This is a genomic window from Paraburkholderia sp. RL17-337-BIB-A, assembly GCF_046025895.1.
Taxonomy (GTDB): Bacteria; Pseudomonadota; Gammaproteobacteria; order Burkholderiales; family Burkholderiaceae; genus Paraburkholderia; species Paraburkholderia fungorum_C.
In genome coordinates, this window is record NZ_JARESY010000002.1 from 1,917,167 (window position 1) to 1,931,919 (window position 14,753).

Here is a 14,753-nt window from a genome sequence, read left to right on the forward strand (position 1 = left end):
ACGTCTCACACGTGACTGCAGAACCACACGACACACCGTCCTGCGGAGAACAACAATGCCTGAGAAAACCGTCCTGATTATCCGCCACGCTGAGAAACCGGAAGCAGGTGGCGACAGTGGAATCGATGGATCGGGAGCCCCTGATTCGAGGTCCCTGACACCGCGAGGTTGGCAACGGGCGGGTGTATGGGCGGAGCTGTTCGCTCCTTCGCTTGGCCATGCAGGCGTGTTGCCAAAGCCGGCTGTCGTATTCGCTTCAGCCCCAGCGACACATTCCGAAATCTCTGCGGGCAATAGCGGCAGCAAAAGCCGACGCCCCCTTGAAACAGTCTCACCACTCGCGGCTAAACTGGGAATCGAAGTCAACCTCAACTTTGGCAAAGGCCAGGAGATCGACCTCGCAACGGCAATTTCTCAGCTGGGCGGCGTGACGTTGGTCTGCTGGCAACACGAGGATATTGCAAACATCGCAACCGCACTGGCCCCGACCGTTGGCAATATCCCATCTCACTGGCCCGGCGATCGATTCAATGTTGTCTTTAGATTTACCCGCCCAGGGAACGAAGTACCCTGGAATTTCAATCAAGTGACGCCTGTCATGCTCCAGGGAGATCCGGCCAGCAGTATCTAGCTCGGTCGGCCTGCTCTTCAACCGAGATCAATCGACGCATTTCCGGGCGTTTGCCCGGAATTATCGTGCAGTGGTTCATACCTAAAAGAAACAGAAGTCAATCACCGTCCATACCATCGCCATAGGGGAACAGTCCATGCCATCCTTTGTCCAGAAATCAGGAACGAAGCTCGCGTTTAAAGCCTTCGTCGGTGACGCAAAAACACTCCTTGCCTTCAACCTTCCGGACAAGCGCGACGCGAAGAATCTGGCTGGTTTCACTGTTCAATGCAAACCTGACGGCCAGCCGGCGTACTTTCTTCAAAATACGTTGAGATTTGAGACTCCGGGAGATCATGCCCAGGACCAAAGTCAACCGCCAAACGCTAGCATCAACGCACCCTTCCACAAGTTTCGGTGGATCCACATCCCCGGTTCGGTGCACCAGGGAATTTCGCCTTTTTTTGGTAAATACACATACACCGCCACCCCCCGATATTTCAACGACGCCGGGGTGCTACAACCCCTCGACCCCGATCTCAGCGTATCGTTGTCGGTGCAGGTCGTTCCGTTTGTTAAAGGAAATATCGAACTTGGATTCACGCGCGGGTTCACGCAGTCCCAGGCATTTGTCAACCATTTCGGCCTTCACGCGCCCATCGAACCGAGCGGGGATGAACTCGTTTTCGATACATCTACGGTTGCAGGAACAAATGCGCAAGGCCAGCAATTTACTTTCGAGGATGAATACGGGTGGCTTGGCTTCACGGCCCGTCAAAAGATTCTTGACCTCCTGAACGACGTCCTTGCGGACAAGTCGAAGTACCTCGACGTCTTTGCTTACGACTTGAATGAACCGACCATAGTTTCGAGCTTTCTTCAGCTCGCCAAGCAAGGGCGAATTAGAATCATTCTCGATAACGCAGCACTGCACAATTCCGCAACAAAACCAAAACCAGAGGACAAGTTCGAAGATCAGTTTGTCAAGGTTGCAAAAAGTATGTCAGAGACCGACGCCCCCGAGCGGTCAAAGCAACCCACCCAGATTCTTCGAGGAAAGTTTGGACGGTTTGCACATGACAAGATTCTGATCGTCTACCAGGGTGACATGCCCGTTAAAGTCCTGACCGGGTCGACCAACTACTCAATTACAGGTCTGTACGTCAACTCCAATCACGTTATCGGATACTCGGACAAGAAAGTTGCTGCCATGTACGCGGAGTTGTTTAACACAGCGTGGACCGGGAGCGCAAAACTGGGAGATTTCGTGTCATCTGCGATCTCTCAAGAGACCTTCTCCACGTCAACGACGGCGACACCCAAAACCGAGATCACTTTTGCACCTCATAACGAAGACTTTGCGAATCAGGTGCTCCAGTCGATCGCAGACCGGATCGGCAAGGAAGGCTCGAAAGGCGCCAAGATCGGTAGCATTCTGTTTGCGGTGATGGCAGTTGACCAAGGCACCGGTCCAGTACTCGATGCGCTGAAGCAGGTGCACAAGAACCAGAAGATATTCAGCTACGGCATTACTGACAGCACGAGCGGTATATATCTGTATGCGCCGGGAAAGAAGACTGCTGTTCTGGTAACCGGCAAACCGACAAAAACAATACTCCCTCCGCCGTTTAACCAGGTTCGGAATATTGGAGGCATCGGCCATCAGGTCCACCACAAGTTTGTCGTATGCGGATTTAACGGCGACAACCCTGTAGTGTATTGTGGCTCGTCCAACCTCGCGCTCGGCGGAGAAACACACAACGGGGACAATCTGCTGGCCATCTACGACCCAGACGTCGCAACCGCGTTTGCAATCGAAGCGTTGACTCTTGTGGACCATTTTGACTTCCTGGACCGACTTTCACCAGCTAAAGCGACGACGACAAAGAGCCCGGCCGCCCAGAAATCGCAAGCCGCTGCCAACGCGCAATGGTTTTTGTCTACGAACGACCGATGGACAAAGCCCTACTTCGACTCCAACGACCTTCACTGCGTAGATCGGTTGCTGTTCGCCTGATGTAGTGAATCGATACGCAGAAATCGCCAAGCTACGCGGACGACCCGGCTTGAGTTCGCTTTGAGGCCGGCTACGGCTACGGCCCGGCACGCGTGAAGTTCAAGCCCGCCTGCGAGGATGTAATTATAGCTATCGGCAGTTGTGCAATGTCGTGACCCGGCGTTGGCTTCGCGCGTGTCCCGTCGGCACCGTGCCGATATGGACACTCACGAAATCCGACGACTGATTGTCAACCTGATCCGCAAGATCGCGATCATGAACGTTAATCACAGCTGCGCACGCGCCTCGGCGTGCACCCGCTGCCTCATCCAGCATGCGATGCTCATGCGATCGCGCGTGGCGGGCAGCACCTCGTGTTCAAACTGTGCCGAGAGAAACAACAGCAGCGTTCCTGCGCGCGGAAAGACGTCGTGATATGACTGATCGGCAAGGTAGAGCCGCAGTGCGCCGCCCTCGGCGTCCTGCCACCCTTCGTTGAGGTAGAACACGGCTGAGATCACGCGGCTGTCGTTGTTACGCAGGCAGTCGAGGTGGCGTGCATATCCGGCGCCTGGCCGATATACCGCGTAGTGCGATTCGCTATCGACCAGGCCTAGAAACAGGTCGCGGTTGAGCGCGACCCGTAGCGCTTCGATGCGATCGGCGAACGCCTGCTGCCGCATGCTCAGCGCCTCAGGTTGGAACCAGCGCGTGCTATCGCCGCGCAAGAGCGTGGCAGCGCGATCGGCCCCTACACGGGCTGGCGTCAACAGCTGCGCGTCGTGCATGTCCATGCATTCGGTCGACAAGGCCTGCGTCTGGGTCTGTGACAAAAAGTTCGGCACGACACACCAGCCATTGCCGGCGAGCGCACTCGTCGCGATGTCGAATTCGCTGGATCGAGAATTCACCGAGAGATTCATCGCCTCTTCCGGAGCGGCGTCGCGGATCAGGCAATCAACGAGCACTTCGATTTCCGTTTCAGTCAGAGGTCGTTCCAGAAACTCATCCCCTTTCACGTGCTCTCCCGATCGCGTCTCGCTCGGGTCTGCTACAAGCTTGCGAAAACCATCAGGCGTTGGTGGGGCCGCGTCGACCACAGGCATTGAAACGCGCCGGAGCCCAGGAGGAAGCGCGGGGTTGAGGTAGTCTATCTGTTTGGACATCGGCGCAGTCTACACGAGCCGGACATACCGACCGCTGATGCTCGAACGAAGGCTTTGCCCGACCCTTGTACACGTGAAAACGGCCATCAGGACGACGTCGGACCTAACGGCGGAAGCGGGTCGCTTGCGGTGAGTCACAGCGACGCTGTTCGCCACGGGTTTCAACCTGCGTCTTGAGCTTCTGACTTGCATGAAACGTGACAACTCGTCGAGCCCGAATCGGAATCGCTTCTCCGGTTTTCGGATTGCGCCCGGGGCGCTGCGGTTTGTCACGCAATCGAAAACCCCCGAAGCCGGACAGCAGCACGTTTTCACCACTTTCCAGCGCATCGCTGATCACTTCGAAAAGAGCCGTGACCATCTCCCTCGCTTCCTGCGCGTTAAGAGCTGCGCGGTCGCAGAGCAGGTCGATCAGTTCGGCCTTCTTGGGCGTTGGCGTTTCGGTGGACGCAGCGATATTCGAGGTCGGGCTATCGGATAGCATGGCACTGCGTTGCGCGGAAACAAGGGCTTCCAGTTCAGTTGCTTCCATTTGGTCCATATCGATAAAGCCGTGTGGCGATGATGAGGGACGGGGCGCAGCTATCCCGCACCGCCGCCACGAGCAATGCGCGCATCTGACGAAAATCAGGCTGGCGCCGCCCTTTCGCGCGCCCGCATGATGGACTGCCGCGTCGTGCCGTAGTCGCGCGCGAGCTGGGAGACCGATCAGTGCGGACGAGCGTTCCAGCGGCTTGCCTTCTGCGCGTGCGCGGGCAACACCTGCATGCGTTCGCTCGATCAGCAGGTCGCGTTCAAAGTCGGCGATCGCGATCAACACGCCCATGGTCATTTTACCGGCGGCACTCGCCAGATCGGCGCCACCGAGCGCGAGACAGTGAACGCGCCCCCCTCTCGGCAGCGAGTCGCTCAACCGTCGATCGCACGTCCACGGCATTGCGGCCCAGCCGGTCCAGCTTCGTCACGATGAGCACGTCGCCGAGTTCGAGCCGGTCGAGCAGCCTCGCGAACTGCGGACGGTCATTCGCTGCGACACTGACACTGATGCTCTCGGCCACGATTCGCCGCTTGGAGCATCCGTCCATAGAGCGCTGTCAGCAACTGCTCCTGGCGTGCGCCATCCGAACTGTTGTGGTTCAGCAGCCGCGCGTGATCGTGGTGTCTGTGCCAGTACTGAATGGCCCGTTCGATCTGGGCCAGAGTAAAACTCTGCATCGGTCCATCCGTCCCCCTCTAAAAATGTTTCGATTACAGGCATAGGTACAAATCGGCGGCAACGAGGCGGATTCCGGGCGGCGCCACTCCGCCGTCGGGCGCCCAGACGGAGCGACGATGAGCGATTTTTTTGCGGCTGGCCTTACCCATACGTGGTTACCTGTCGATGTCCAGCGCGAATGATAAACGATGCCTGTTCTGGTCGCGCGTTGCCGATGTCCATGTCGTAATACCATGGTCAGCTCATACGAAGCGAAGTCGGCGCGACGCCTTAGATCGGTAAATCAGCATGATTTTCTGTGAGACAGGGGTTGGCACGTAAGCACCCTCGCGCATAATGTTTACGCCTTCCCGAGCAACGGGCGGGTTTATTGATCGCTTACTGGGGAACAGCGCCGCCATGACTGACCGCTGGCGACCCTGACTCGCCGTTCGAAATGAGAACATGCGTGTCCGAGATCCGTCTTTCAGCGGCCACTCGACCAGCGTCTGAAATCGCTACCCAGTAGCTTGCCTTGCCCCACGGCCGTTTCAGCGGGACATCGCCAGTCTTTGATCAATGACGTCGCTTGTGTGAGATTTGAGCGCCAATCGACCGTCCCTGTGGCCATACCGCAACACTTGCATCAGCGATTGATGAAAGCCCGCGCAACGTCAGATTCGACAATGCGGCCTATTGCAAATATTCGGATGAGACACCTGATTGCTTCAGAAACACGGATGTGTAGGATGGAACCGACGTCAGCGCTCCCTGCGCAGCGTGTGTGTTTGGGCCGCAGCAATGTCTGCGGCTTTTTTTATGCATCCGGAATCGCTCCAGCATTTGCGCGAGCCATCCGGCGCCACTAACTCCGGTGGCACAAACGGCCGGCGCTGACTTACCGAAGGGAAAACGGCGGCCTCAGGCGTCGCCGACCGTCGATATGCGCTTTTGCGTATTCAATGGCAAACCTGCATGCTGCGCTCTCGGATGCGAAGTAACCAAGAATGCCAAATGTTTCGCGTTTGCCGTTCCGGTGCGTGACTATCGCAGTTGCTGCGTAGCCCGGGATGGAAACCGGAGCGAGAGGCATGATCGTCGACGCCTCGTATTCCACGGGATCAGCGTGCATGGCATGTCGCTCCTTGTCGTCGTTCGGCGAGCCAACAGTGGCGCCTCAATTACTTTATCGTAGGACAATTGTGTAACGATCAAAAGGTGCAAGATCGGGGAGATCGATAGATTGGGACGCGTCACCGTCATCTCTCTCGCGCATTAACTCACGATCACCGTCTGACTGGTGGTCTGACGGGCTATCCGGCCCTTTACCCTGTGATTTCTTCGCCCGACACATCGCCGCTCCGATCTGACCGGCGATGTCTCGGACCGACGAGCGCATGTACCAAGGCCACCAAGCCAGGTGATAGAACCACACGAACGCTGCGCGATACCCCCGGAGCCACTCCCGACGAACACCGGTTGAAGGAAAGCTCTCAAGGGGACGATGTCCGAGCGCCATCACGCCGATCGTTATCCAGAGGAAAGCAATCAGCAGGGTTGGAAGCGACAAGGCGCAGGCCGCGACGAACAGGGCAAGCGGCAGGCAGATCTCAAGCGCCGAACGTGTTCTTGTTGATTTCCGGTCGGAAGCCGCGTGGACCATAGCAGTAGTCGAGTTCCGGGCTGACGGTTACGCAGCCAATCGATGTTCGTAGTAAGGCCGGTCCCTGTCATCAAGGATTGCGTACGAGGCCGCGAGCTCCGCTGCATCCGGGTTCAACCACGCATTGATGTTCTCGGGCTTTATGGGCAGGATGCAGCGGTCATGCCCCGTTGCCGCGACCTCCGGCGGTGGCTCATCGGTTATAGCCGCAAAAGATAGCAAATCTGGCTGACCGGGTGCGCTCCATCGAGCCCATGTGCAGACAAGCTACGAGTCTAACGAATACGACTCGTCTGAGGCCTTCACGTTGCCTCTGCCACCCTTGTTCGAATATAGATGCAAAATCTACAAAGACTATCTTCTGGCGCGGCGCTGACGGTCTTCCCAGCGCCCCTCGACGAGAATCGTGCGCTGCGCGTTGCGCTGTTGTGGTTCTCAAGATTCATTGCAGCGGAACCAGAACAATCCGAACAGTCAATGCAATACGAGCTAGTCCCAGAAAACCACATGACAGTTGCTCGTCCGTCATTACCTTGCTCTCCATGGTCGCTCCTTTAAAGAACCAAAGACCAGCTTGTTTGGGCACTGTCGCTCTCTGTCACTCGACGCACGCCTGTCAAGACGCGGTCGGAAAGAGCGACGCCCTAACAGGCTGCGGAAATACCTTGCACTGAAGTCATCGCGACGGATAGCAAAAGCGTTGATGTAAGAACTGCACCCGCCCCCAGGAGATCATGCGCGGCACCAACACATTTACCGAGAGTTTGTTTTCCGTGCGCAAGCTGGACGATTTCGTTCCGCCCTCGCATCCGCTGCGCTCGATTCGCGTCATGGCGAACGAGGCGCTGGCGAAGATGGATCGGGTGTTTGCCGGGATGTACGAGGCCGACATCAAGGGAGGCCGGCCGAGCATCGCGCCGGAGAAGCTGCTTCGGGCCATGCTGCTGCAGGTGCTGTACAGCATCCGGTCTGAACGCCAACTCATGGAGCAAACGCAATACAACCTGCTGTTTCGGTGGTTTATTGGTCTGTCGATGGACGATTCAGTCTGGGTGCCGACGGTGTTCACGAAGAACCGCGAGCGTTTGATCCGGCACGATGCGGTGGTCGAATTCTTCAACGAAGTGCTGGGCGTCGCGCAGAAGAAGAACTGGTTGTCGGGCGAGCACTTCAGCGTGGACGGCACGCTGATCCAGGCGTGGGCGGGACACAAGAGCTTTGTGCGCAAGGACGGTGACGACAGGGATAACGACGGTGGCAGCGGCGAGGGCGACTTCAAGGGCAGCAAGCGGAGCAACGAAACGCACGAGTCGAAGACCGATCCCGATTCACGGCTTTACCGCAAGGGCAAGACGGCCAGCGAATTGCGTTACATGGGCCACACGCTGACCGACAACCGCCATGGGCTGGTGGTCAATGCCCGGGTGAGCTGTGCTGACGGACATGCCGAACGTGAAGCGGCCAAGGTCATGATCAACGATGCGCGGCAGGCGGCGAGCGATGCGGCTGCGCAAATCACGCTGGGCGCGGACAAGGGTTACGACGCAGAGGAGTTCATCGAAGCTTGCCAGCAGATGAAGGTCACGCCGCACGTGGCGCAGAACACGTCGGGTCGCCGTTCGGCCGTGCCCGATGAGATTGCGCGCAGTGTGGGCTACGCGATATCGCAGCAAAAGCGCAAGCTGATCGAACAAGGCTTTGGGTGGGCGAAGACCGTGGGGCGCATGCGCCAGTTGATGGTGCGCGGGTTGAAGAAAGTCGACCAGATGTTCGTGCTGAACATGGCCGCCTACAACCTCGTGCGCATGCGTTCGCTAGGACAGGTCCGCCCGTAGTGGCAGAAATTGCGGTCATGAGGCGAAAAACAGGCCTCAAACCGTCGAAAAACAAGCTGGATTCGCGTTGAAATTTCGCAATGCAGAAATTGCGCGGCGGTAGCCGCGCAGAGCGAAGGGCCTTGTTTCAGGAGGGGTGTATTTCCGCAGCCTGCTAAGGCTCAAGCAGGCGCAAGAGCCTCATCTCTTCGAAATCAAGTTCGGCTTCTATCCGATGCAGGACAGCATCGTCGATGCGACCTGCATCCTTGAGCTGCAAAAGCTCCCGACGTGAAACGCTCACCATGTCGAGTTCCAGGCGTAGTTGTCGCGCTCTGACATCGGCCCGCTGGGCTCCTTCGCGATGGGCTCGTTCGTTATTGCCCACTCGAACCTTTTATTCGTCGAGGAGCCGCTCGAGCGCGACATCATCTACTTTCTCTCTGCCTGCCTTTCTCGCTGATAGCTCCTGCAACGCCGCATTAAATGTTTTCGACCTCGCCTCCAGTTCAGACATCGTCTGACGCCCCACCGGTCGAATCCGAATGAGGCGAATCAAAAGGGAGAGCGTCCCGCCCTGAATGACCAGAGTGGAAATGATGAGCGAGAAGGCGCTGAAGACAATAAGGTCTCGCGCGGGAAAGTCGTTGGGCAACGCGAGTGCGGCCACGAGGGTGACTACTCTTCGTATACCTGCCCATGAGAGAATCACAGCCTCCCGAAATGACCAGGCTCGAACGGGATTGGTCTTCTTGAGCAGTTGCCCCGGAACGTACATCATGACGCCAACCCATACCAGTCTCGCAACGAACGTAGCGACGATGGTCGGTATTGCCATCTTCAGTCCGTCGACAAGTAACGAATCTTGCTGCTGCATGCGGACCATGATGCCTCGCAGTGCGAGCCCGATAAGGATAAACACCAGAGAGTTGAGAACGAACTCCGCAGCTTCCCACGTGGCCTTCGCCTTCAGTCGCATGCTCGCGCCGAAAACCCTATGCTGGCAAATCCCTAATATCAGTCCGCACGTCACAACCGAGAGCACGCCAGAGCCGCCCATTTCCTCAGCGAGGGCGTAGCTTGCCCACGCCATGATGAACGTCACGGTGATGCCGATAGCGACGTCTTCTATTCTGGCTATCAACCAGGTCATCAGAGTGCCACTGAGCGCCCCGATTGTGATCCCGATGGCAGTCAGCGAGATAAAGAGATTGCCGCCCCTTGACAGCGTGATATTGCCCGTTGACGCGGACAAAATGGCTATCTGGTACAGCAACTGACCGGACGCGTCGTTGACGAGGCTTTCCCCCTCGAGCGTCGTGACCAACCTGCCTGGCAGCGGATTCCGCTGGAGTATGGCCTTCGCCGCAACTGCATCAGGCGGAGACACGATGGCGCCCAAAGCAAAGCACGCGCTCCACTGCAGAGATGGATTGACCGTGTGGACAACGGCTGCGACGACAACCGTCGTAAACAGCACGGCTCCCAGTGCAAGCGAAATGATTGGGCCGACTTCCCTGCGAAAGTCATCCCATGCGGTATAGAACGCGCTGGACATCAGCAACGGCGGAAGGATTGCTGCAAGCACCAGGCCAGGGTCAAGCTCCAGAGAGCGCCCTCCAATGAGGGCTGCGCAACATCCGCCGACCAGGAGCGCGAGAGCGGGAGGAAATGCCACACGGTCCGCGAGCCAGGTCAGAACGCACGCGCCCGCCATCAGCACTAGCAGGTAATGGAAAAACTGGACATTATCCATGGGCAATTCCGAGAGCACGAGCGCTGCCTTGACAGGCAGCTAAAGTTTGTTTTTCTCTCGCATGATACGGCGCTCGGGCCTCGCCCGCGTGACACTACCAGCCATACTTCAACTCCAGCCCAACATAGTCGGAGTTACTCCCGCCCAGTTCGCGGATGGAATCTCCGACCCGGAAATGAACTGCCTCAACGGATGCAATCAGGTTGGTCGCCACCGTCCAGTCAGCACGTATTTGTGCGTAGGCGCCAGTCCATCGCGTGCCGTGGCCAGCAGTACCCGGGACGACAGCATTTCCCTGCTGATAAACCGCGTCGTTCGTGCTCATCCGCCATTGGAATCCAACGGCAAACAACAAGGCTAGCTTGCTGGACGGTTTGAGCGTAATCGAGGGTTTGACATGGATGAGGTTTGCATACCCCGTGTAGCCCGCCAACGTGAAGTAATAACCGTTCGGGAAAAGCGGATTGAAGGTCTCGACGCGGCCGTCGTTCAAATGGCGGTCACCGGATGCCGCATCAACCTGCAAACCGAACCGTGGCTTCCAGGGAGAATCGAGCGTATAGCCAAACAGCGAGCCAACCGCCCATGCAGCAATCGTCTTGTCGCCGACGTGGCCCGTTTGGTACATCGACTCCACGTCCCAATCTGTGGCAGCGATTTTCCCCGTATATCGCAGGTCAAATACATTGCGATGCTCATCGCCTTGCGCATCAAGGAACTGCGCACCGGCACGGGTGTAAAGCGAATAATATCCAGACAGGTCTCCTGGCCCCACGCCCTGACGTTCGAAACGCACGCCGCTAAACGTCAAATGGCGATTCGACGTGTCGTCGAATGCCGAGATGTCGCGGTACTGAACCGGTCGCGTCGCGTAGCCGATGAACCGCCACTTCTCGTACTCGTAGTCCGCCCATAGTGCATCGTATGCCTGCCTCACGTTTGGACCGTCACGCACAGAGATAAATCGCTGCAGGTCGAAGGCCATTTCCTGCCTCCCAATGCGCAACTTTATCGTTCCCGGGCCGAGCGGACTCACCCAGGCAACGAACGCCTGCTCCAGATCGAGCGGATTCTTGTCTGTCGTCTTCACCTGGTTCTTACCGAAGGCTCTTGCGTCCTCGAGTTGGACAAAAAATTGCAGATATTGGCCGATGCGGGCGTCAGCATGAACCTGCGCTCGCTGAATCACGTAGCTATCGGAGCCTGCCGAGCCGAGCCCGAAAAGCGGTGTCCCGCTGAACTCGAAGCGCTCGCGTAAATTGGCACCCAGCGACAGATACGAATATGGGTCACCTCCGAGCGGGATATATTTCAGGCTGTCGAGTGGCTTGCGCGGTACACAAGGATTCGCGAGAACGGACCAATCTTCTTGCCAGCGATTGAACATCACAACCGGCCGCTTGGCGTCACACGTCTCAGTCGGCGTGCCGCTCTGCTGAGATGGTTGCCCCTCGTCATCCGCCCGCGTGTCTTCACAGAACCCGAGCGCAAGCCCAGCAACGGCAATCCCTATATATGCTGCGAGTTGCATCCCACCTGGCCTCCCGCCCTGTCAAACATTGTTCTTCCAACCTCTATGGAGAGGAGCCCTCCGCCATCGCATACCCCACGCACTTTTCAGATGTCATCAAGGCCCGTCGATGCCTCCCTCCCTGTAGCACGACCAGCGATTGCGCGCGCAGGAGAAGGTGTCAAGAGGCAAGGTTACTACCGCGTTCCGGTGCATCCACGCGTGCATTGCCAGCCAGGCGAGCCCGATTACCGGCAACAGTAGAGCCCGGAAGCCAAAGTTTCTGTAAGCCAGAGCAACGGCGACACCGAGGGATTGAAAGCTGCGCATGATAGTGAGTTTCCTGTCCTGTTTTTTTAGACGCGAGAGCGTCGCTCACCGCTAGCCAGATAGGTGACCATCAAGAAGGCGGCAATCAGCCCGAGGTGCTCGAAAAAGCTGTTCAACGCAATGAAGCGCGCCACACCTTCCAGACGCCAGAAGTTGTTCGCCACGAGCATCGCCACCACCGTCAATGTAGCCAGCGCTCCCGCTCCGAGCCACGTGAACCTGTTGAAGATGATGCACAGGGAGCCGGCTATCTCCACGAAAATTGCCAAGATAGCCCAAAGCCACCCAGGATGGAGACCGAAGTGCACCTGCTCAGCGAGCGCGGCGTCGAAATGCATCAGCTTGGTGACGCCGCCAATGAGGTACGCTGAGACGAGACAGATGCGGACCAATGGCATCACCCACGGTTGACGCAGCAGCGCCGCTACCCAAGATGGACTGTCTGCCACTGGCCCTCGCTCTAGACCGCCCAGCACGCGCATCCCAGTGCTCCCCAAAAGCCCTTGTAGTCCGACGTCGGCGCATTGCCGAGCCACGCGCGCCGATGGTCGTGACCGTGAACGCCGCAAGCGCGCGCGCAGTCACATGCTGTGGACGCCACCTGCTGAAGCGGCGTGCCCGATTCGCCGCCCTGCTTCCACGCGGCAAATCCGCCATACTTTCGCACCGGTGACCAGTCAGGCATCGCCGGAGGTGGCGGACTATCGTCCAGCGAGGCGAATTCGCCAGTCGCGTACACAACCTTGCCGCCTACGACCGTAAGTAAAGACGACGTGCCAGCGATGTCGTCCTCGGCGCAGGCAAAGAAGTCGCGGTCAGGGACGATAAGGTCCGCGAGCTGACCCACTGCAATCTGCCCTTTCTTGCCGACTTCATTCGAGAACCAGGTGACCTTCTCGGTCCACATGCGCAGGGCCGTCTCACGGTCCAGACAGTTGCGCTGGGGATAAATGCGCCGGCCGCCGACCGTCTTGCCGGTCACCAACCAGGACAGGGAGACCCACGGGTTGTAGGACGCAACTCGCGTCGCGTCGGTCCCGGCTGACGTATGAATCCCTTTCTCGAGCATTCGCGCAACAGGCGGCGTTCCCTCAGCTGCCTTCTCACCATATCGCTCGACGAAATACTCGCCCTGGTACGCCATTCGATGCTGGACCGCAATCCCCCCACCGAGAGCAGCGATACGGTCCATCGACTTTTCTGTAATCGTTTCCGCGTGGTCAAAGAACCAGTTCAGCCCGGCAAGGGGTGTATCGCGGTTTACCTTTTCGAACACATCGAGCGCACGACTGATGGTCTCGTCGTACGTCGCATGCATGCGCCACGGCCAGCGATTTTCCACGAGCACGCGGATGACCCCTTCGAGGTCGCCCTCCATTTCCGGAGGCATGTCCGGGCGCGCCACCCTGAAGTCCTCGAAGTCCGCCGCCGAGAACGTGAGCATCTCGCCTGCGCCGTTGTTCCGGAAGTAGTCGTTCCCGTCCTTATACTTCGACGTCTTCGTCCAGTTGACGAAGTCTTCTTTCTCACCCTTGGGCTTTTGAGTGAACAGGTTGTAGGCCAGCCTGATGGTCAGCAGTCCCTCAGCGTCAAGCTTCTTGACGACCTCATAGTCCTCCGGGAAGTTCTGGAAACCGCCGCCGGCATCAATGGCTCCGGTGACGCCCAGTCTATTCAGCTCGCGCATGAAATGCCGCGTCGAGTTCAGCTGATATTCGAGAGGAAGCTTGGGCCCCTTCGCCAACGTCGCATAGAGGATGGCCGCGTTGGGCTTCGCCAGGAGCAACCCTGTCGGATTGCCCGCGCTATCGCGCACAATCTCGCCATCAGGGGGCTCAGGCGTGTCCTTCGTGTAGCCCACCACTCGCAGCGCCGCAACGTTCAGTAGCGCGCGGTCGTAGAGGTGCAGCATGAAAACCGGCGTGTCCGGTGCTGCAGCGTTCAGTTCTTCGATGGTCGGCAGGCGACGTTCGTCGAACTGGTGCTCCGTGAATCCCCCGACGACTCGTACCCATTGAGGGGGCGGCGTGATAGCAACCTGCGCCTTCAGCATGTCCATCGCAATCGCCAATGAGCGCACACCATCCCACCGGAGCTCCATGTTGAAATTCAGCCCGCCACGGATGATGTGGAGATGGTTGTCGATTAACCCCGGAAGCGCCGAGCGTCCCTTCAGGTCGACAGCGCGTGTGCTATCGGACTTGAGCTGCCTTATCTCGCTGTCGCTACCAACGGCGATGAATTTGCCGTCCCTGATAGCAACTGCAGTGGCAGTTGGCTTCGATTTATCTAGTGTCGTGAACCGGCTATTAAAAAGAATCAGGTCTGGCGAATCTAGCTGAGACGTCATGAATGCTTCTCCTCAGACGATACTCCCGCCGTGGGCCGAGGGCTCCCGGAGTCCCGGCCGGGCAAAGACCCAAACAGGTGTTGATTGCAATGCTCCTCCCTCCACGCCACACGAAGGTTGGCTCCGGAAAGCATCTTTTTTGCAACCGGGAAAATTTGCTCGCCCCCGAGTATGCCTAAAAGGCCTACGAGGGCGGCGATAGGAGGCGCCGGTGACGTCACGCCAATCAAGCTATAGACCACGCCTACCAGTATTCCAGCGAGCAGCGAAAGCACATAAGCTTTCATCGACCAACCCTCCTCTGGTTCGCCGCAAGCAACCGCCCGCGACGACGATGACCAAGCCGGAAAAACACCTGCACTG

Annotated in this window: 12 protein-coding genes and 2 pseudogenes; 4 read left to right on the plus strand and 10 right to left on the minus strand. The window is 58.0% G+C overall.

The features are described 5' to 3' along the window. Nucleotides 1-55 precede the first annotated feature (55 nt). Both P0D84_RS29465 and P0D84_RS29470 read left to right on the plus strand, forming a co-directional pair. Nucleotides 56-631 carry a hypothetical protein gene (locus tag P0D84_RS29465; RefSeq protein ID WP_408342452.1) on the plus strand — a complete coding sequence of 192 codons (576 nt, stop codon included), beginning with the start codon at nucleotides 56-58 and terminating at the stop codon, nucleotides 629-631. A 136-nt stretch (nucleotides 632-767) separates the two neighbouring features. Beyond that, entirely contained in the window at nucleotides 768-2,627 is a 1,860-nt protein-coding gene (locus tag P0D84_RS29470) for a phospholipase D-like domain-containing protein (protein WP_408342454.1), read from the plus strand. A gap of 266 nt (nucleotides 2,628-2,893) precedes the next feature. On the opposite strand, the gene P0D84_RS29475 is transcribed toward P0D84_RS29470, so the two are convergent. From P0D84_RS29475 to P0D84_RS29495, 5 genes and pseudogenes are all read right to left on the minus strand, one after another. Beyond that, nucleotides 2,894-3,625 (minus strand): 2OG-Fe(II) oxygenase, encoded by a 732-nt coding sequence (locus P0D84_RS29475; protein WP_408342456.1) that lies wholly within the window; start codon nucleotides 3,623-3,625, stop codon nucleotides 2,894-2,896. A 250-nt stretch (nucleotides 3,626-3,875) separates the two neighbouring features. Further along, nucleotides 3,876-4,313: an integration host factor subunit alpha gene (locus P0D84_RS29480; RefSeq protein ID WP_408342458.1), complete on the minus strand. Its 438-nt coding sequence runs from the start codon at nucleotides 4,311-4,313 to the stop codon at nucleotides 3,876-3,878. An 86-nt stretch (nucleotides 4,314-4,399) separates the two neighbouring features. Then, a pseudogene (locus P0D84_RS29485) lies at nucleotides 4,400-4,842 on the minus strand (recombinase family protein); the annotation flags it as partial. Between the two features lie 1,311 nt (nucleotides 4,843-6,153). After that, entirely contained in the window at nucleotides 6,154-6,630 is a 477-nt protein-coding gene (locus P0D84_RS29490) for a hypothetical protein (protein ID WP_408342460.1), read from the minus strand. A gap of 27 nt (nucleotides 6,631-6,657) precedes the next feature. After that, nucleotides 6,658-6,897: pseudogene (locus tag P0D84_RS29495) on the minus strand (SOS response-associated peptidase family protein); the annotation flags it as partial. 467 nt (nucleotides 6,898-7,364) lie between these two features. Here P0D84_RS29495 and P0D84_RS29500 point away from each other — a divergent pair. Beyond that, the gene (locus P0D84_RS29500; RefSeq protein WP_408342462.1) at nucleotides 7,365-8,465 is read left to right on the plus strand and encodes an IS5 family transposase; all 1,101 of its coding nucleotides are present in this window, start codon (nucleotides 7,365-7,367) and stop codon (nucleotides 8,463-8,465) included. A gap of 136 nt (nucleotides 8,466-8,601) precedes the next feature. Then, nucleotides 8,602-8,739 carry a hypothetical protein gene (locus P0D84_RS29505; protein WP_408342464.1) on the plus strand — a complete coding sequence of 46 codons (138 nt, stop codon included), beginning with the start codon at nucleotides 8,602-8,604 and terminating at the stop codon, nucleotides 8,737-8,739. A 102-nt stretch (nucleotides 8,740-8,841) separates the two neighbouring features. On the opposite strand, the gene P0D84_RS29510 is transcribed toward P0D84_RS29505, so the two are convergent. The 5 genes from P0D84_RS29510 to P0D84_RS29530 all read right to left on the minus strand — a co-directional run bounded on the left by P0D84_RS29510 (nucleotide 8,842) and on the right by P0D84_RS29530 (nucleotide 14,677). Further along, complete coding sequence (locus tag P0D84_RS29510) at nucleotides 8,842-10,200, minus strand: cation:proton antiporter (protein ID WP_408342465.1); 1,359 nt, start codon at nucleotides 10,198-10,200, stop codon at nucleotides 8,842-8,844. Between the two features lie 94 nt (nucleotides 10,201-10,294). Then, complete coding sequence (locus tag P0D84_RS29515; protein WP_408342467.1) at nucleotides 10,295-11,731, minus strand: alginate export family protein; 1,437 nt, start codon at nucleotides 11,729-11,731, stop codon at nucleotides 10,295-10,297. A gap of 335 nt (nucleotides 11,732-12,066) precedes the next feature. Then, complete coding sequence (locus P0D84_RS29520; RefSeq protein WP_408342469.1) at nucleotides 12,067-12,522, minus strand: DoxX family protein; 456 nt, start codon at nucleotides 12,520-12,522, stop codon at nucleotides 12,067-12,069. Beyond that, entirely contained in the window at nucleotides 12,501-14,390 is a 1,890-nt protein-coding gene (locus P0D84_RS29525) for an amidohydrolase (protein ID WP_408342471.1), read from the minus strand. The genes P0D84_RS29520 and P0D84_RS29525 overlap by 22 nt, the downstream gene beginning before the upstream one ends. After that, complete coding sequence (locus P0D84_RS29530) at nucleotides 14,387-14,677, minus strand: DUF1427 family protein (RefSeq protein ID WP_408342473.1); 291 nt, start codon at nucleotides 14,675-14,677, stop codon at nucleotides 14,387-14,389. Before P0D84_RS29530 ends, P0D84_RS29525 begins: the two co-directional genes overlap by 4 nt. Nucleotides 14,678-14,753: the final 76 nt, after the last annotated feature.